This window comes from Methanospirillum sp., assembly GCF_028679455.1.
Lineage (GTDB): Archaea > Halobacteriota > Methanomicrobia > Methanomicrobiales > Methanospirillaceae > Methanospirillum.
Map to the genome: position 1 here is coordinate 1 of NZ_JAJRBM010000395.1, position 18,144 is coordinate 18,144.

Annotated in this window: 21 protein-coding genes and 1 pseudogene; 3 read left to right on the forward strand and 19 right to left on the reverse strand. The window is 49.4% G+C overall.

Translation table 11 applies throughout. The features are described from left to right. Positions 1 to 680, forward strand: a 680-nt coding sequence (locus LUQ50_RS13385) for a hypothetical protein (RefSeq protein WP_300040483.1), incomplete at its 5' end; no start/stop codon positions are given. A gap of 204 nt (positions 681 to 884) precedes the next feature. Here the strand turns inward: LUQ50_RS13385 and LUQ50_RS13390 are convergent. From LUQ50_RS13390 to LUQ50_RS13450, 13 genes are all read right to left on the reverse strand, one after another. Next, positions 885 to 1,307, reverse strand: a complete 423-nt coding sequence (locus LUQ50_RS13390; protein WP_300040486.1) for a hydrogenase iron-sulfur subunit — start codon at positions 1,305 to 1,307, stop codon at positions 885 to 887. 1 nt (position 1,308) lies between these two features. Continuing rightward, the gene (locus tag LUQ50_RS13395; RefSeq protein ID WP_300040487.1) at positions 1,309 to 3,324 is read right to left on the reverse strand and encodes a CoB--CoM heterodisulfide reductase iron-sulfur subunit A family protein; all 2,016 of its coding nucleotides are present in this window, start codon (positions 3,322 to 3,324) and stop codon (positions 1,309 to 1,311) included. A gap of 12 nt (positions 3,325 to 3,336) precedes the next feature. After that, on the reverse strand, positions 3,337 to 4,227 hold the full coding sequence (hdrB, locus tag LUQ50_RS13400; protein WP_300040490.1) for a CoB--CoM heterodisulfide reductase subunit B: 891 nt from the start codon (positions 4,225 to 4,227) through the stop codon (positions 3,337 to 3,339). A gap of 2 nt (positions 4,228 to 4,229) precedes the next feature. Further along, on the reverse strand, positions 4,230 to 4,805 hold the full coding sequence (gene hdrC, locus LUQ50_RS13405) for a CoB--CoM heterodisulfide reductase subunit C (protein ID WP_300040492.1): 576 nt from the start codon (positions 4,803 to 4,805) through the stop codon (positions 4,230 to 4,232). Between the two features lie 12 nt (positions 4,806 to 4,817). Next, positions 4,818 to 5,984: a 4Fe-4S binding protein gene (locus tag LUQ50_RS13410; protein ID WP_300040494.1), complete on the reverse strand. Its 1,167-nt coding sequence runs from the start codon at positions 5,982 to 5,984 to the stop codon at positions 4,818 to 4,820. A gap of 63 nt (positions 5,985 to 6,047) precedes the next feature. Further along, positions 6,048 to 6,305 carry a 4Fe-4S binding protein gene (locus LUQ50_RS13415; protein ID WP_300040496.1) on the reverse strand — a complete coding sequence of 86 codons (258 nt, stop codon included), beginning with the start codon at positions 6,303 to 6,305 and terminating at the stop codon, positions 6,048 to 6,050. 724 nt (positions 6,306 to 7,029) lie between these two features. Further along, positions 7,030 to 7,398: a hypothetical protein gene (locus LUQ50_RS13420; RefSeq protein WP_300040498.1), complete on the reverse strand. Its 369-nt coding sequence runs from the start codon at positions 7,396 to 7,398 to the stop codon at positions 7,030 to 7,032. Next, positions 7,352 to 7,708: a hypothetical protein gene (locus LUQ50_RS13425; protein WP_300040500.1), complete on the reverse strand. Its 357-nt coding sequence runs from the start codon at positions 7,706 to 7,708 to the stop codon at positions 7,352 to 7,354. The genes LUQ50_RS13420 and LUQ50_RS13425 overlap by 47 nt, the downstream gene beginning before the upstream one ends. Further along, positions 7,705 to 7,926, reverse strand: coding sequence for a hypothetical protein (locus LUQ50_RS13430; RefSeq protein ID WP_300040502.1), 222 nt, complete (start codon positions 7,924 to 7,926; stop codon positions 7,705 to 7,707). Before LUQ50_RS13430 ends, LUQ50_RS13425 begins: the two co-directional genes overlap by 4 nt. Further along, positions 7,923 to 8,225, reverse strand: a complete 303-nt coding sequence (locus LUQ50_RS13435) for a hypothetical protein (protein ID WP_300040504.1) — start codon at positions 8,223 to 8,225, stop codon at positions 7,923 to 7,925. Before LUQ50_RS13435 ends, LUQ50_RS13430 begins: the two co-directional genes overlap by 4 nt. Then, positions 8,225 to 8,605, reverse strand: coding sequence for a hypothetical protein (locus tag LUQ50_RS13440; protein ID WP_300040506.1), 381 nt, complete (start codon positions 8,603 to 8,605; stop codon positions 8,225 to 8,227). Before LUQ50_RS13440 ends, LUQ50_RS13435 begins: the two co-directional genes overlap by 1 nt. Positions 8,606 to 8,607: 2 nt before the next feature. Further along, the gene (locus LUQ50_RS13445) at positions 8,608 to 9,429 is read right to left on the reverse strand and encodes a TrkA C-terminal domain-containing protein (protein ID WP_300040508.1); all 822 of its coding nucleotides are present in this window, start codon (positions 9,427 to 9,429) and stop codon (positions 8,608 to 8,610) included. A 140-nt stretch (positions 9,430 to 9,569) separates the two neighbouring features. Continuing rightward, positions 9,570 to 11,306, reverse strand: a complete 1,737-nt coding sequence (locus LUQ50_RS13450) for a SulP family inorganic anion transporter (protein WP_300040510.1) — start codon at positions 11,304 to 11,306, stop codon at positions 9,570 to 9,572. Positions 11,307 to 11,398: 92 nt separating this feature from the next. On the opposite strand from LUQ50_RS13450, the gene LUQ50_RS13455 reads away from it, so the two are divergent. After that, positions 11,399 to 11,809 carry a hypothetical protein gene (locus LUQ50_RS13455; protein WP_300040512.1) on the forward strand — a complete coding sequence of 137 codons (411 nt, stop codon included), beginning with the start codon at positions 11,399 to 11,401 and terminating at the stop codon, positions 11,807 to 11,809. 229 nt (positions 11,810 to 12,038) lie between these two features. Then, complete coding sequence (locus LUQ50_RS13460) at positions 12,039 to 12,590, forward strand: hypothetical protein (RefSeq protein WP_300040514.1); 552 nt, start codon at positions 12,039 to 12,041, stop codon at positions 12,588 to 12,590. A gap of 14 nt (positions 12,591 to 12,604) precedes the next feature. On the opposite strand, the gene LUQ50_RS13465 is transcribed toward LUQ50_RS13460, so the two are convergent. The 6 genes and pseudogenes from LUQ50_RS13465 to LUQ50_RS13490 all read right to left on the reverse strand — a co-directional run. Next, a complete protein-coding gene (locus tag LUQ50_RS13465; RefSeq protein ID WP_300040516.1) occupies positions 12,605 to 13,165 on the reverse strand; it encodes an NADH-quinone oxidoreductase subunit B family protein in 561 nt (186 codons plus the stop codon). Next, a complete protein-coding gene (locus tag LUQ50_RS13470; RefSeq protein ID WP_300040518.1) occupies positions 13,146 to 14,747 on the reverse strand; it encodes an NADH-quinone oxidoreductase subunit C in 1,602 nt (533 codons plus the stop codon). Before LUQ50_RS13470 ends, LUQ50_RS13465 begins: the two co-directional genes overlap by 20 nt. Beyond that, a complete protein-coding gene (locus LUQ50_RS13475) occupies positions 14,744 to 16,219 on the reverse strand; it encodes a proton-conducting transporter membrane subunit (protein WP_300040520.1) in 1,476 nt (491 codons plus the stop codon). Before LUQ50_RS13475 ends, LUQ50_RS13470 begins: the two co-directional genes overlap by 4 nt. Further along, positions 16,216 to 16,908 carry a hydrogenase subunit gene (locus LUQ50_RS13480; RefSeq protein ID WP_300040522.1) on the reverse strand — a complete coding sequence of 231 codons (693 nt, stop codon included), beginning with the start codon at positions 16,906 to 16,908 and terminating at the stop codon, positions 16,216 to 16,218. Before LUQ50_RS13480 ends, LUQ50_RS13475 begins: the two co-directional genes overlap by 4 nt. Next, the gene (locus LUQ50_RS13485) at positions 16,905 to 17,846 is read right to left on the reverse strand and encodes an NADH-quinone oxidoreductase subunit H (RefSeq protein WP_300040525.1); all 942 of its coding nucleotides are present in this window, start codon (positions 17,844 to 17,846) and stop codon (positions 16,905 to 16,907) included. The genes LUQ50_RS13480 and LUQ50_RS13485 overlap by 4 nt, the downstream gene beginning before the upstream one ends. After that, a pseudogene (locus tag LUQ50_RS13490) lies at positions 17,843 to 18,144 on the reverse strand (hydrogenase membrane subunit); the annotation flags it as partial. The gene LUQ50_RS13485 and the pseudogene LUQ50_RS13490, both read right to left, overlap by 4 nt.

Sequence of the window (18,144 nt, forward strand, 5' to 3'; positions counted from 1 at the left end):
ATGGTGAGGCATGTTACATTCGCCATTTTTCGGTAAAATTTGGGAAGACCAGTGTTCCTGGTTATATTCTGCATGATATCAAAAAAGAGCAGACCGATCGCCTGGCATTCCATAGGAATCTGCAAAGTGTCCGTGATCTGATTCAGGAGACCCGTGATTATCAGGGAACCCTTCAAGAGTTACTCGATGAAGCAGCCGGGCCATTCAGACGGTTCTTTACTATTGAAGAGAGTAATGGTTCGAGCAGGATTAGCACCGATCATGACGAGATGAATCTTACCGTAAAAAAATTTGGCAGGAGTTGTGTGCTGTATCAGGGTAACTTTACCTGGGAAGAATGTTTCTCTCTTGCCGATATGAGGGGCACCCTGGAACAGGATATGAGCCAGTTAATATCGCAATTTGAACGTGATTTTCGTGGATATCGAATCGATCGAATCAGGAAAGGAGTGTTTTTAATTTGTTTCCTCTCCATGCTCATCAGGAGTCTTATCATGAATCGTCTTCAGGTTGCACAAATACCTGGAATAACTACTTTTGAGTCCCTGATCACTGAGTTAAGGCCAATACATGTTGTAAAGTCATATCAATCATCAGTATCACCGTCGCGATTATCCAGAAATCAGAAAGCGATAATCTCTTTTTATGGTGGAATCCCTCCGATGAAAGGAGATGGATGAGGGAAACCTATCTCCTTTTTTTTGAAATTAAAAGATTCACGTTCGAAGTATAGATCAGTCTTTGATCAGGGCTGGTTTGTGGTGACTACTATCTACGATTGTGGATGAAGAGATCTCTTCTTAAATAATCTTTCATTCTGCCTTCTTTGAGCAATAATATTAGAATTTTAACCCAAAGACTTACAGTTTAAAAAAATAGGTTGTTTATTTCTGGAACTCTTTGATCGGACTTGGTCCGAGTTCGCGAACCTTGGAAATAACGTCGGTCATGACCATACCCCATTTTGCACCCTCGGATGCAGAGACAAAGGTCATACGGAATCTCTTGTCATCAAGGCCGATGTTCTTCATCAGGGACTTGACCATGAACATCCTCTTCGCTGCCTTAAAGTTACCTTCAAGATAGTGGCAGTCACCAAAGTGACAGCCGGAGACGAGAACTCCGTCTGCTCCGTCAACAAATGCCTTCAGGATGAAGAGCATATCTACGCGGCCCGTGCACATGACACGGACTGCACGAACATCTGGCGGATACTGGATACGGGCACCACCAGCAAGGTCTGCTCCGGCATATGAACACCAGTTACAGATGATTGCCTGGATTTTTGGGTTCCATTCGTCAGACATGTTACTGGCCTCCCATAAGGTATGCATCAATCTGTGCTACGATCTGTGGGGTTGTGAAGTGCTGCATCTTGATTGCACCACCCGGACAGAATCCACCACAGGTACCACAGCCTTTACATTTTGCTTCGGTAACCTGCATGACAGTCCGTCCGTTCTTCTCGGTCAGTGCAAGAGCACTGTATGGACAGAGGTTGACACACATTCCACAGCCGGCACAAAGTTCATCCATACACTGGGCAAAGTAAGGCTCCAGTTCCACCTGGCCGACGTGGATTGGAATCGATGCTGCTGATGCGGCACCTTCAGCCTGTGCTACTGTATCTGGGATATCTTTTGGTCCCTGGCACACACCGGCAAGGAACACACCAGCGGTAGTGGTACCACAGGGGTTCAGTTTTGGGTGTGCTTCAAGCATCCAGCCATCTGCAGAGGCTGAAACACCGAACTTCTTTCTGAGTGGGTTTGCACCCTCGATTGGCTGGATAGCTGCTGCGAGCACCACGAGATCCAGTTCGAAGTCTGCCGGACGTCCGAGCAGGGTATCTTCAGCAAAGACATGCAGGTTCTTGGTTTCAGGATCCTCGAGAATGTTGGCGACACGTCCACGGATGAATTTACAGCCTTCGTTCTGGATACGGTAGTAGAACTCCTCGTATGCCTTACCAAAGGATCTGATATCCATGTAGAAGATGTAAGCCGTGCAGCCCTCGATCTTTTCCATGATCTGGTGGGCGTGTTTGAGTGAGTACATACAGCAGAACCGTGAACAGTAGGCTTTGGCAACGCCACCGGTATTATCACGGGAACCTGCACACAGAACGAACCCAACCGATTTCGGAGTTGCTCCGTCACTTGGGCGGACGAGGTGACCTCCGGTCGGACCGGATGCACAGATAAGCCGTTCAAACTCAAGAGAGTGAATGACGTTCTCGTGTCGCTTGTATCCCCACTCTTTCTTCTCTTCGATTGGGATGTAGTCATATCCGGTTGCAAGGATGACGGTTCCTACCTTAACGGTTCTGAACTCGTCTACCATGTCAAGGTCGATAGCCTTCTTGGTACCGCAGGCCTCAACACACAGACCACACTTGACACAGGCATTAAAGTCCACGGTGTAGATCAGTGGGACAACCTGTGGGTGGTTGATGTAGATTGCCTTGCGGGGTGCCATGCCGAATTCGAATGCATTTGGCTTGACAACCGGACAGACTGCAGTACAGTCACCACAACCATTGCAGCCTCCTCCAACAATGCCCTTGGCTGCTGCCTCGACCGGGGTCATGACACCACGGGCCTTCTTGCGGAGTGTTACATCGAAGTTTCCGATGTACCCCTCTACATTCTCAACTTCATGTAATGAGAGGAGCTCGATATTCGGGTGACGACCCGCATCGACCATCTTTGGTGCAAGAATACACTGTGAACAGTCAAGGGTTGGGAACGTCTTGTCGAGCTGGGACATACGGCCACCGATACTCTCGGCCTTCTCTACGAGATAGGTCTTGATACCGGCGCTTGCCAGATCGAGAGATGCCTGAATACCACCGACACCTCCACCAACGACCATTGCTGCCTTCTCGACAGGTACTGACTTTGGAACGAGGTCTTCAAGGTATTTTGCCTTGGCGACTGCCATCCGGACCTGGTCTTTTGCCTTGGCGGTTGCCTCATCATGCATCCCGTGCATGTGAACCCATGAGTTCTGCTCACGGATGTTTGCCATCTCGAAGCGGAACATGTTCACTCCACCTTCTTTGGTTGCGATCCTGAAGGTTGGTTCGTGAAGACGGGGTGAGCATGCTGCTACGACAATCCCTGTCAGTTTGTGTTCAGCAATGGCTTCCTTGATCATGTTCTGACCAGGGGTGGAACACATGTACTGATAGTCAGCAGCGAAGGCGACATTGGGGAGTGTCTTGGCGTATTCTGCTACAGCCTTGACGTCAAGGGAACCGGCAATGTTGGTTCCGCAGTGACAGACGAAGACACCGATTTTTGCTTCTGTATTTTCTGCCATGTCATTGCCTCCTTAAAGCACCTTCTGGAGGAAGGGAGTACAGTCGACTGCATGCAGATCAAGGGCAAGATCCTGCGGGCTCATGCCCTGTGCAAGTCCGAGCAGTTCATTGAAGTGCAGAACTGGGATGTTGTACACATCACCGAACTTCTCTTTGATCTCGATCTGACCACGGTCAAACTGGAGCTGACAGAATGGACAGAGTTCAGTAATTGCATCGGCACCGACCTCTGATATGTTGATCAGCTTCTCGTTGGTGATGTCGAGGGCGTGAACGATATCATATCCACGGACACCGCCACCAGCACCACAGCACTGCATCTTATTACGGTACTGTACTGGTTCTGCACCGACTGCTGCGACGAGTTCTTCAAACCACATCGGGTTCTCGGTGTCACCAAAGTGACGATCCTTCTGTGGTTTCATTAAGTGGCAGCCGTAGTGGCAGGCGACCTTGGCACCGGTCATCGGAGTGGTTACAGAGTCACGAATCTTCTGTATGCCGCAAATTTTGGGATCGTAATAGAGTTCGGCAAGATGGAATACATCGATGGTTCCCTTGTATTCCATGTCGATCTCTTTTAAAACCTCGTTGACCTGGGAACGGAGTTCATCGTTGTGCTTGAGAATGTGGTTGACTTCCCAGATCGACTTGTAACAACCGTTACAGATAAGGGCGATGTCCTTCTTCATCTGCTCAGCAAGAACAAGGTTCCGTGCTGCCATGGCGTACCAGACGGTAAGATCGATGGAACCGAATGCACCGGGGGCCGGACAACAGCTGGCTCCTTCCAGAGGCAGCAGTTTGATACCGACCTTTTCACTGGTCTTGATTGAAGATGCTTCACAACCAGGGTACCGGTTTGGTGCGATACATCCGAGGAAGAATGCGTATTCGTGCATGATTACTCCCCCTTGATGATACGGTCAGCGTTCTCTTTCAATCCAAAGTGGTCCAGAATTTTCTGGATACCCTTGATGTATTCTGGGTACATGTGTGTTGTAGGTGGGTCAGCAGTCAGACCGAGCCTCTTTCTGGCTGCCCTGTTCACATCATTGTTCGGAACGCCGTGGCCGGAGTTATAAATTAACTGAACGGTCTGGAGGAAGTTGCGTGGAACAATATCCTTCTTGAATGCAAGGTTCCTCATTGCCATGATGACATCAGTTGGTGCAATGTCACGTGGGCACCGGTCAGTGCATGAATAACAGGTTGTACAGAGCCAGAGATCCGGGTCTGTAAGTGCTTCATTCTCTAGTCCGAGCACGTTCCGGCGCATGAACAGGCGAATCCGGTAGGTGCTGCGGGGTGCAGACGGGCATGACCCGGTGCAGGTACCGCACTGATAGCACATATTTGCAATCGTGCGGCTTGTCTTTATTACATCCTTGGTGAACTGGGGATTAGACTGACTGATATGATATCTCTGGTCAGCTAATTTCTTGTTCAGTTCAGGGTTGTCGTAACTTTTTGCAGCCATATCAATCCTCTATTACTGACTGATCGCCTTCAGTTCGACCGATCCTGCACCGCTGGCCTTCTCCCGTACCATGGATGTTCTGGCAGTGCAGAGTTTGGCCTTGATCTTCTTGAACAGGTCAGTCTCTTTGCCTTTGATTCTTACCGAGTCACGCCTGAGATATATGATATCCTCTCCCGGACAAGCGTTGACACAGGCACCACAGAGGATGCATAAATCTTTGTTGACTGCAATGTTTGCCTCGATCTTGCCGTGCATCTCCTTTGCAGGCAGCGGGGTAGGCATATAAATAGCATTTGCAGGACAAACATCGACACAGGTTGAACAACCTCCCGGACACTTTTCAGGGTGGAAGGTAATCTCGCCTTCAAAAATCTTGTTGACGGTAATTGCTTCGGTCGGACAGTTGATAGCACACCAGCGGCATGTGCAGCATTCCTCATCGATAATGCTGACTTTTCCAAGCTTTTTCTTACCGACAACCTCACGGGTCACCTTGATGGCCTCGCTGGGACATGCTTCTGCACAGACATTACACCCGTCACAGAAATCTGAATCCCATAAGACCTGGCCCTGAACCTTTCCTATTTCCGGGGTGTAGGGCTTGTGCTCAACGGTGATAGCCTCACAGAGGTTACCACAAATGCCACACTTGGTGCACTTGTCGTCATCAACCACAAAATTGATCTTTAGTTCTACGGCCTGACCCTTTGCGAGACCTTCGAAATCCTCGCCTTCAAAGAGTGGAACATCGCGATCGATTGCATCACGGGGGCAGACATCCTGACAGATGTTGCACCTGACACACTTCTCTTCATCGATGTTTGTGCCTTTATCGTAGGTTGGGAACCCATCTTTTTCGAGAATTGGGAGCCGTTCCTCTCCATTGACTTTCAGGGAAAGAGCTGTGAAGGGACACATGATGACACAGACGCCACAATATGAGCATTTTGTCTCATCAATGTGGACACTGGCTGCATCACATACCAGGCCACGCTGGACGCCTCCCACAGCTCCTACAGCGATTGCTTCCTCAGGACATACCTCTCGGCAGATACCGCAACCAGTGCAGATATCGTTGTCGAGGACCAGGTTGTTTACCTGCTGAAGAAGTCGCTGCTCCATGATTACCCGGGATCCATCATTGGATTTCGAGTACTTCGGAAACAGTGTTGACATTAAGATACCTCGTTGTGTTCACGAAATCGGTTCCTGAACTAATATACCCAAACAGGACAATCCTCAGACGAAAGCCTTCTGAGGCGGCTGTCCTGACAGCTGAATCACATCGTACGGGCATGCATCAACGCAAATCCCACATCCGGCACAGAGTTCATGATTCACATCAAGAATGACTGCATCGCCGTTTATGACTTTATAAATTTTGTCAGTTGTAGCAGGATTTATGGTGCTGAGTTCCAGTGCATTAACTGGACATGCCACCACACAATTGTTACAGCCGGTACATCGCTCCATGTTCACATGTACTGCAAATGCCATATCTACGCACCAGCCTGATCGATTGAAAATCGACTGCACAAAGGTTGTAGGAAAATGTAGATAAATGTATTGAATTAAATCGGCATTTTCTTCTATATCTCGCCGAAAATGTAAATCTCTCTTTTTTTATTTGACTATGATGACAATTATAATCAATTATACACTTGAATATATCGATCATGATCGTTCGTGATAAATAGTAATTCGATGGATCCCTTAATTCAAGTACAGAATGGTCAATACCAAATTTTAATAAAAAAATGTGGCTATTTATGAATAAAGTAAATTATTCACTCCTTATTTAGAAAAATATGCAATTTTAATCGTCATATTATACTTTCGTACAAAAATACGTCGATTAATTCTTTGAGTCATTCTAATTTAGGTAAAAACCGCGTTTATTTCTCCTATGCGTGCCATTTTAGAGGTAAGATTCTATTTTAGGGCTCATATCATCAGTTTTGTGCTTTGAAATAATAATCCGTTCAACACTGTCCCCTCTTCGTGCCGCATCATGATCTACACCCCCTGCAGGTTTTATGTAAAAAAGAAAAATTAGCGAGGGTATCATCCACCATTAATCATCAAGGCCATCAGAATCTGGATGATCAGATAGCCTCTTCAGTCGATGATGTGAACCAAACAGATGGAATATATATTGGTGGACTAAATCCGGTATCTTGTTCAGGGATTGTGAACCCTGTATAGAATTCTGGGTTTTCTCTTAAATCTCTGGTTTGATCTCTTGCTCTATGGCTGGTTCTGTGTTGCAATCGGGCTGGTGAAATATTTCAGGGTTCTTCATGAGATGAAGCCTGATAATCCCGTTGCAGGAACTGCAGACATAATATTCTTCCTTCCAGCAGTCAGGGCATGCCCATCTGCCACAGATGACACACTGCCTGAGCGATGAGACAGGCACTGCTCCATGGCAGAGATCACAGGTGTACCGGGAAAATGATTCGATATCCCGTACCGGTGGTTCGCCTTGTTTACGGATCTCACCGATCGAGGATCTAAGCAGGGAGTAAAAACTCCCGGCCTGATCACTTCCGGGCTGGTTTTTCTGCTGCCAGGGAATCTTCCAGGGCATTCAGCCGACCTTCGAGTTCATCCAGGGTGGACTTCATCTCATTCTCAAATTTCTTCAGGGTTACTATCCGCTCTTCATCCTGATCAAGTGCCAGGTTCCTCTCGTCCTTGAACCGGGAGAGAACGGGTCTTCTGACTAATGACCACTCCTCAACATACCGCTCAAACTTCCGGTCAAGGTACTCGTCAACTCTGCTCTCAACCGGACGCCGGAACGAAATTTTGCCCTCCGCTCCCCTGAAGAAGAAATATGCAAGACAGATGATCACCAATGCCAGGACCACGATAAGTAAAATCTCAATGATCGTCATTTCTGTCTCTCCTTGAGCAACCTTACCCGGGTCTCTAGATTACCAAGACGTGATGCCGTATCACGCTCAAATGATTTCAGCCCTGCAAGTTCATCCTGCACCCGGTGAAAACGCTGTGTGATATCGGTCAGATCTCCCCGGGTAGCCAGTTGCCATTCCTCGATGATCTGGTTCATCCTGCGGTCGAGATAGCCGGACAGGTAATTATCAAGATTCATGTTCCCGTCTCCAACTCTTCGATTGCAACCCTCAGTTCTGCTGTTCGCTTCTCAAGCCCGGTCTTCTCCACCATCAACCGACTCACTTCGTAGGAGAGGAACTCAAGCTTCAGTTTTATATGGCGGAGATCATCATCGGTTACCAGACCCCACTCCTCGATGATCGCTTCAGAGTTCCGGTCAAAGAATGAATCAAGTTGTTTATCAAAGGTTGGAATCGAATTAACGAACGAACCTGACATGGATCCAAGGTCCTGCCAGTAGTTCCTTGTTCTGTCAAATGTCTGGTACATATCCATCACAAAATTTTCTTCTCTTCGTCCTTAATCTTCGTCAGCATCCGGTCGAGTTTTTCTGCTTTGATCATGCTCTCCAACTTCTTGATCCTACCCTCAACAAGTTTCTGCTTCACAAAGATGTCAGATTCCAGTGACACATTGATGTCCTCAAGTTCCCGCATGGATGTGAGTTTGTCCTCGCCGAGTCTGAGCATTGAGGGCCCCTGGGAGCTGGTGTCCTGTTTGAGGATGCTCAGTTTTTCACGTTCAAGTTCAAGTTCGAGCTTCCGGTTATTGGTTCTCATCAGTCTGATCTCCCTGACAATGAGAAAGATGAAGACCACGACCCCGAAGATGATGGCTATGCCGATCAGCCCGTCATTCGTAAAGGTGATATCCACGGCTATCCCTCAAGTATTTTTGTCATGTATTCAAGACCCCGGTCACTTCCTGCAAGATAGACACGGTCACCAGAACCAAGTATGGTATCACTCTTTGGGATGACCAGGGTATTATCAGCCCGCTGGATGGCAATGACTGATACATCGGGAGGAATTGTAAGATTCTGAATGCTTCTTCCTGTAGAGGTAGCAGTCTTCGCCGTTGCTACATGCTTATCCCCTTCGGTCTCAAGGAGCATCTTTTTGAGTTGTGATGCATTATCAGGGCTGAGTTGTTTCAGTCCCGCCTCTACCTGGGCATTGAATCGTGCGGTGGGAACCAGATCCTTGATCCGTGCTGCCGTCTCCCGCCCTGCTTCTCCGATCTTCTCTCCCAGGGGGGCAACCTCTTCAGCAATCTTTGCAGATACCTCTCGTGCTTTTCCCTGTATTTCCTGGGCTGCCTGGGTGGTTCCTTCCCGTATCCCTATGGTTTTTTCAGAAAGGGTATCTCCTATTTCTTTTGCTCCCTTGCTAATCTTCCCAGCCAGTTCCTCTGCTGCATCCTTAACCTGTTCACTTACCGGTATCTTTCTCCTGACCTTCACATCAATGCCGTCAGTGATTCCGAGTTTTTTCAGATCATCCTGACTGATTCGGATCTGACCCTGTTCAACAAGTGAATCTGCAAATACCGTTAAGGTGAGTGAAGCACCATCGGGAGTTACAACCTCGACCTCGGTTTTATCTTCAATGCCGATTGCGGATAGCAGGCTGTTGTGTACCCGTGCTCTGCCGTTTCCAGGCATTGCACGTTGAATTGCCCGCAGGGTTACTTCCTCCATACTGCATACAAGGCATCCGTGACATATAAGATTTATGGACTGTCCCGATTATTAGCAAACAATTCTGCTATTTTTCTGCTAGTGGTAAATCTCCTGAATCATGCGTCTATGCTGATGCTAAAGATAATACCTCGATGGTTTCAGTTACTGACTGGGTCCTTTTGTGGGTTTTCTGGAAGTGAGCATACGGGGTTGGTCGATCCTGCACAGTTCCAGTCGGCAAGGACGAGTTCAAGGGAGGTGGTCTGGGTCACCTCCTCGCCGATCATTTTTTCGACTCCTGATATTCGGAGCATCCGTCTGACCTGCCATGTTGCCTCTGCTATTCTGATACTGATTCCAATTGCAACTAAGTTCTGGGAAAGATCCACGATCATATCTGACGCTGATACATCGAGGATAGGAGACGAACTCATATCAAGGATGACCAGTTTGATCTCCGGGTCATCAGCAACCAGTTCTTCGATCCGATCCTTGACGATCTCGGCATTGGCAAAGATGAGTGGTGCATCAACCCTGATGATCAGCACTCCGGGGATTGCTTCATTCTCCGGATGCCGGATCCGGTCTGCGTACTGCCTGGTGTCAGGCACTCTTCCCAGGATTGCGATCCGTGGTGAGGTTACCCGGTACAGGATATCCAGGATGGAAAGGATCACTCCGATGAAGACTCCCGAGAGGATCCCAAATAATAGAACTCCGATGCAGGTTGCCATCGCGATCCCAAACTCATCCCTGCTTATCCTTGCAATCCTGACAAGCCCATTTACATCAACCAGCCTGATGACTGCAACCAGAATAAGGCTCCCGATGATGGCTTCAGGCATATTGGTAAAAAGCCCGGTCAGGAACAATGCAACAATTGCGGTGAGTACAGCGGCAATTACCCCGGTCATCTGGGTCGCTGCACCGTTGATCTCGTTCAATGCAGTCCGGGAGAAACTACCGGCAACAGGAAACCCCTGAAAGAGACCCGTTGCGATACTGGTTGCTCCGAGAGCGAAGAGTTCCTGGTTTGCATCGACCTTGTATCGGTATTTTCTTGCAAGCGAGGTCCCGATGCTCATATTCTCTACATAAGAGAGCAAAAAAATTGCAAATGCCAGGGGAAAGAGGATCTGAAAATCAGTAAATGAGAGTTCCGGAATGACCAGTCCAGGGAGTCCTGCAGGAATCGTTCCTACGACCTGGATGCCTCGAGCAGCAAGATCAGTATATGACATCAGGAGGATTGATACTATCACCACAATCAGTGCTGCCGGGAGTTTACGGCATCGTTTCTCTGCACAAATCAGGAAGAGCACCGCCCCGGCTCCCAAGATCAACGTAGGGATGTTTGTAGTTGTGAGGTTGCTGAGCAGGTAGATCAATTGGGTGAAAAAATCTCCTTGTATCGAATGAATACCAAATATCTTGAACAACTGCCCACAGATGATTACAAGCCCGACTCCTGCAAGAAATCCTTTAAGTACAGTCTCTGATATCAGGTTGACAATAAAACCGAGTCGAAGGAGCCGGGCAAGCACCGCAAAGCTGCCTGCCATCAGGGCAGTCAATGCAGCGAGTGACGCATACCGGGCGATATCAATTCCTGATAATATCCCAAGCATCGCAGCGGTCAGGATTGCTTCTGATGAACTGGGTCCGATGTTCATCTCCCGGATCGTTCCAAAGAGGCAGTATACGAGGGGTGCGACGATCCCTGCGTACAATCCATATTCTGGTGGCAGTCCTGCCAACTGGGCATACGCCATCAGTTCAGGGATGGCAAAAGCGGTAAGGGTAATTCCGGCTATCAGATCAACACGAAAGAGTTTTTTCGTATAGGCAGGGAGCCATCCTGCTATCGGGATAGTGGATGCCAGTTCCTCCCGCATGAAATTTACAGGTGGATGGATTCTCTGCATACCAAAGATTACCTATACCATCAGAACCTTTAGACATTTGAGTCTACGCAGGAGTCCGGGTTATGAAATCTGAGCATCAGTTACATGCCGCAAAGACCAGCCTTGCGATGGCATACCGGCATCTTGAGGCCGGGTTTTCCCCTAGCACGGTCCTGTTTGCATGGCAGGGAGCACGGGAAGCAGTGAGGGGGGTATATACTGCAAGAACAGGTAGGATTCCCAGTGATGGTCTTTCAATTCTGGAAATGATACGGCAGTCCGGCTGCCAGGAGTTTCCTATACCGGTAGAACTCATTCTGCTTCTTGAGGATCTCGGGCCGCGTTGTGCATACCCTGACTCATTGATTGCCCTGATTGAAGAGATACCCTTGGATCGGGCGGAGCGAGTTGTAAAGGCCTGTGATACGATTGTAGCCTGGGCAACGGAAGATTCCCGACGTGATGAGAATGAGGATGATACTACCCTCACCTGATAATATGGGGCATGTTCATTGAAGTTGAATGAAATAAACTGAATCCGATAGACTGTTTTACCCTCTTTTTAACATTTCTATGAATCTGAATTGATCAGATGTATCCGTTCGTGCCTGGATTGTACCGAAATTCTTGTATCATGAATCATATGTCCTAATCTGTTCATACAATCCATGCCAGTCTATGGGAATCGGCATGGTTAATCATCTTCAGAGGAAATAACTGGAGATGAATGAGTTCTGGCGCAAGACCGTCCATATGGTTTTTGGCCTGCTTATCACACTTCTCATCTGGTATGCCCCCCGGGAGACCACCCTCATGTTACTTGGTGCAGGGTTGCTTGGTGGTCTGTGGTTTATCGATCTCGCGATACGAAATATTCAGGTTCCCGTTATCTCCCAACTTCTCTTTCATCTTGAACGACCGGGTGTTTTTCCCGGTAAAGGTGCATTTTTCTTTGTATTCTCAGCTCTTGTGACCCTGATCCTCTTCCCTTCCCAAATTGCAGCTCAGGGTATATTCATCCTATCAGTTCTGGATGGGATGGCGACTATCTTCGGTCTTCGGTACGGGCGAATCAGGATCATCAACCATAAATCCATCGAGGGCACTGGTGGAGCAATACTCGTCACCTTCGCCTGCCTGCTTTTTATCATGAATCCGGTCCATGCGGCAATTCTCTCAATTGTTGCGGGACTCGTCGAGTTGGCAAGCCCCATCGACGATAACCTGCTCATACCGCTGGTAGTCGATCTGCTCCTGATGGGTCTGTCATGGTAAGTTTTAGGATCAGGTTATGACCTCTGTTGTGTGCGGAGGAGGGTCAGCAGGCTCCCGATGATCTCTATTGGTCGCGGTGGGTTTCCCGGGATCTTCAGGTCAACCGGGATCACCGCTTCAACCCCCCCCAGTACCGCATACGAGCCCTTCCAGATCCCGCCGGTACAAGCATCATCTCCGACTGCGATCACAATCTTTGGATTTGGAGTTGCCTCGTAAGTCTTTATGAGTGCATCTGCCATGGCCCGGGTCACTGCCCCGGTAACCATCAGAGCATCGGCATGGCGGGGTGATGCAACAAAGGTTATTCCGAACCGCTCAACATCATAGTATGCCGAGGAGAGGTTCCCGAGTTCTATCTCTGCTGCATTGTCACTCCCGCAGTCAACCTCGCGAATGGCAAAACTTTTGTCGAAAATCCTGGTTATTTCCTGCTGAAGATCCTTCCCTAGTCTCTGAATCTCCAGCTCTTCTCCCCCATCTTGACCAATGCTGTGTGTAGTATCAATGCAGAGTGGTTTTTTGAAGAGGTTTATTACTGTCTCAATCATAGCCTCACAGATCCGTTCCTGCATATGAAAGGTTCAAACTCTTGTTGATCACCGGGAAATCAGCAACGATGTTCCCGATAACCGCACGTTCAATCGCGTACCAGTTGCAGAACGAAGCGGTCCTGACTTTGTACCGGTGGATGACTCCGTTTTTGATATACACCCAATGTAGCGCCATACCCCGTGGCGATTCCGTGGCGACCAGGGCAAACCCGTCATGCATCTGAACCGGTACAATTGCTGGTCCGTCAGGGGTGAATACCAGCAGTTCCTGGATATAACGAAGCGATGCACGGATCTCCTGGTATTTGAGCGAGAACCGTGCCATCACATCACCTCCCTGTTCACAGACCTGTCCCGGTACCCGTTCCTGGTATATTCCGTAAGGATGATCGATACGGGTGTCAGCAAACGAACCTGATGCCCGGGCAACCGGACCCGATAGGGCAAGTGATCTGATCAGTTCAGGCTGAACCACCCCGGTGGTTGCAAACCGGTCTATCACCGAAGGGATGGAAAGAACCCAGGTTGCGATCTCATCAAGTTCATGTTCGATCCCACCGGCCGTTTTGAAGAGGTGATCCAGGGACTCTCTGGTTATCCGCTCTGATATTCCCCCTGGACAGATGCTCCCTTTCAGGAATCGTGATCCGCAGATCCGGTCTGCTTCCTGTTGCAGTCGTTCGCGAAGGACCATCAGTCTGCTTGCAGATACCGGATGAGCGATGTCGGTGACCATACCTGCAAGATCAGAGAGGAGTGAGTATGCCCGTTCCAGTTCCAGGATCACTCCCCTCAGGTGTTCGGCACGGGGAGAGATTTGAGTGCCGCTGATCTGCTCGAGTGCCATGCTGAGTCCGCATGCGTTTCCTGCCGATTCGTCACCTGATATCGACTCTGCAATCCTGACTCCATCATCTGGAGATCTTCCTTCTGCCAGTTTTTCCACACCCCGGTGCAGGAAACCGAGTCTGATCTCAAGGTTTACAATCGTCTCACCGATGACGCTGAACCGGAAATGTCCAGGTTCAATGATCCCGGCATGAACCGGTCCGACCGGAACCTGGAAGACAGCCGACCCTTCGATGCTCCTGAACTCATAGGGTTTGCCGGGTTTATCGAAGGTATCCTGAACCGGAGCAGTATTTGGGATCGAACGACGGAGCGGGTGAAATCCGGGTGGGTATGCTTCATGGAGAAAGAGCCTTCTCGTATCAAACGATCCGGTGAACGAAACCCCGAATCCGTCTGCAATCTCCCGTTCAAAGAGGGATGCAATCGGAAAAATTCCGGCTACCGACTGGTGTATCGCTCCGCGTCCCTCGGGAATAAGCACCACGAATCCGGGTGACCCCGGCTCTTCAAAAACATACAACAGGCTGCAGCCAGGTAAATCTTCAAAATCTTCAACCCCGAAGAATAGGATCAGGTTTTTTCCTTCCCCTTTCATGGCCCTGATTACTGGAACCGGGTCATGGAGGGGCAAACGGTAATACCGGGCTGTCTGATCTTCTTTGAATAGCCATGACTCCCTAAGTGAAAGGGTCATTCCTGACTGGGAGTCTTCAGTAATAACTCCGATGTTATTACCCGAAATCCGGTTCATAATCCAACTCCTGAAATCCCGATATCATGCACAGCAGCGGTGAGAAATGCCTCTTCGCCGGGGAGCATCAGCAGACCCATCAGTACCGAGAGGGCCATCAGGAACACAACCGGGGCTTTCATCCAGACCGGCACGATATACTGCTCGGGAGCCTCACCAGCTGCAAACGTTTCGCCCATGATGGCGATCAGGAACCTGAATATGGCAGCACCTGCCAGTGCAAAGAGCAGTAGCGTGATGAGCGGGATATAGAGTGAGAGTTTTCCTGCTTCGAGCAGAATTCCGAACTTGGAAAGGAAGAGGGGGAAGAGCGGAGTTCCGATAATCGCTACAGACCCGATGATAAACGCTGCTGCTGCAAATGGCTGCATGCGGAAGAGATCTGCGATATGATCCTCGCCACCGGCAGTATGTGACTTATACTGGCGGTGTAGTATGCCGGCAGAGAAGAAAAGACCTGACTTCACCACCGAGTGTCCTATTATATGATAGAGCATCCAGAAGAGTGCGACTGGGGTTCCGACTCCAGAAGCGAGCAGGAGAAATCCCATGTTCTCAATCGATGAGAATGCAATCATCCTTTTCGTTCCCTTCTGTCTGAGCATGGAGAAGCAGGCGACTGACATGGTTAGCATTCCGAAAAGGATCAGAATCAGGGATATCTGGGATGCGATAGAGGTCTGGTGCACAATCCCGGTCATCCGCAGAATTCCGTACATCCCGACATTAAGCACTACTCCGGAAAGGACTGCACTGACCGCTGAGGGTGCCTTTGCATGAGCTTCAGGGAGCCAGGTGTGCAGGGGAACAATCCCTGATTTTGCGGCAAATCCTATGAAAAAGAAGATACAGGCGATGGCGAGCATCCCGCTGTCCCTGGATGAAGCTACTGCCAGGATCGCCTGCCAGTCAAGGCTTCCGGTTCCGTCAGGCTGGCGCATCAGTTCAAACAGGAAGATTACTCCGATGAACGAGAAGAGCATCGAGGTAGAGCAGACAAAGATGTACTTGAGTGAGGCATCGATGTTCTCTTTAACTGCAAGGATGGCAACAAGTACTGCTGAGAATACCGTGGTAAGTTCAGCAAATATCCAGAACTGTGCCACATTGGGTGCATAGAATGCCATCGTGGTGACAAAGAGAAGAAGTGAGAACCCGATATAGAAGATTCGCAGGCTTCGCCGGTTGAGATCCCCGGTCATGACCAGCCCCTCGATGTACCCGACTGCATAGATGCTGGCACAGGTGAAGATCACCCCGGTTATGAGCATCATCAGGAGGTTCAGATGATCGACCATGAAGAGCGGCGAGCCTGAACTCCATTCATCCGGACGTGCAATGATCAGAATCGTGATAAGTAGTGTTCCTGCCGAGTGGAGGACTCCGAGGAGGCTCATCGGCCGGTGTGAGTGCTGGACTCCCTGAAGCAGGAGGATCAGGACGGTGAGCACCGGGTACAGCAGTAAGATCATGCATTCACCTCCTCTTCAGACCAGAGATGAAACTCTTTCAGCCGGTTCATATATGCATCAATGCTTGAGTCCATGCCCACGGTGAGGATCGTGGTCAGGAGCACGAGGATAATCAGGTCTACCATGATCACAAACTCGGTAATGAAGGGCAGTTCGGTTACAAACAATCCGAAAAGGAGTACCCCGTTTTCCATCGAGAGATATCCGATGACTTTGGTAATCGCGAGCTGGCGTGAGAATATGGCAATAAGCCCCATAAGCATCAGTGATACCCCGATAACCGAACCGAGGAAGAAGAGACTGTTCCTGGTGAAGAGATCATGGAGAACCTGCAGAAAGCAGAGGTATACCAGCAGGATGAGCAGGATACTGACCATAAGGGCACTTGCCGGTTGGAGGTAATGGAAATGGAGATCCTGCTGGATCCTGATTCGCTGCTGAATGATCCTGATGAACCAGGGAATCCCGATAACCTTTGAGGCCAGGGTTAAAATCGCGATGAATATCAGGATACTCTTCTGTTCCAGTACCCCGATCAGAAGAGCGATGGCTACCAGGATCAGGGACTGGAGGGCATAGGTCCTGACCAGTGACGAGAGATTTCTGGTCGAGAGCAGACATGCAGCTGATATCAGGACCAGGATGAGGCAGATCCTGAGCAGGGATACTGCCACCTCATTCGTGATCATAACATCACCTCGCTGAAGATGGTCAACACCGAGAAGAAGAATGCCATCATGAAGAGGTTAGGCACTCTGAAGAACCGCATCTTGGCAAACGATGACTCCACAATCCCGATTACGATCGAGAGGGCGGTACCCTTGAGCAGGAAGAGGACGGTGGCAAGAGCCAGTCCGAGAACTGATACCTCCTGCACGATCCCAAAGGGTATGAGCATATTTATCAGGAGTGTCATCAGCAGGGTCTGTTTTACCGCATGGGAGAGCTCAAAGAGTGCCAGGTTTCTTCCAGAGGTATCAAGGAGCATCCCTTCATGAATCATGGTGAGTTCAAGATGGGTCTCGGGATTATCCACCGGAATTCTGCCGGTCTCGACGATGATCAGGATGAAGAGTGAGACCGAGAGGAGGAGAATGGTCGGACTCATTCCGGGAATGATCGTGGTTGCATGCCTGAACATCTCAGGTATGGCGAGGGTACCTGCAACATATGCCATCGCCGCGAAGACCACAACCGTTGTCGGTTCAATCACGGCTGAGAGGCTCATCTCCCGTGAACTGCCCATGCCCCCAAAGGTGCTGCCTGCATCTAACCCGAGCAGAGCCAGTAGGAATCTGGTGAAGGCGAGAAGATACAAGAATACAATGATGTTCCCTTCAGCCACTGTTATTTCCGGAATCCAGATGACCGGAACCAGCAATGCTGCGACCAGGAGGATGGCAAGTGTGGCATACGGGGCGATACGGGAGATGAAACTTGCATAGTCTGAGTAAACCACCTCTTTTCTGAAGAGCTTGGCAATCGTGTAATATCCCTGTAAGAGGGGGGGTCCTTCCCTCCGTTGGGCCCGGGCCTTGACCTTTTTGACTACGGTCATATAGAAAGGCGAGATCAGGAGTACGACTCCCAGGTTGAGCAGCCCCGCCAGAACCGGAGTGATACTCATGCGATCCACCCCATGATCCCGATAAGTATGACCACAACAACAAAGACGTACAGGACGTAACTATCCACCTGACCGTTCTGAAGCCGTGCAACCACTGCCCCGTATAAATCGATATGGCGTGCAAGCGGGAGATAGAGATATTCCTCAAAGAACTTAATCAGTTCAATTCTGGCGGTTCCGGTTCTGACAAAACAGTGTTCGGGGTCCTGATACTCTTTTGATAACGAGACCCTCGTCCGGTACAGGGGAGTGAAGATCCTGACCACCGGCTCGGTGAACCCTGATCCGGTGTATTCCA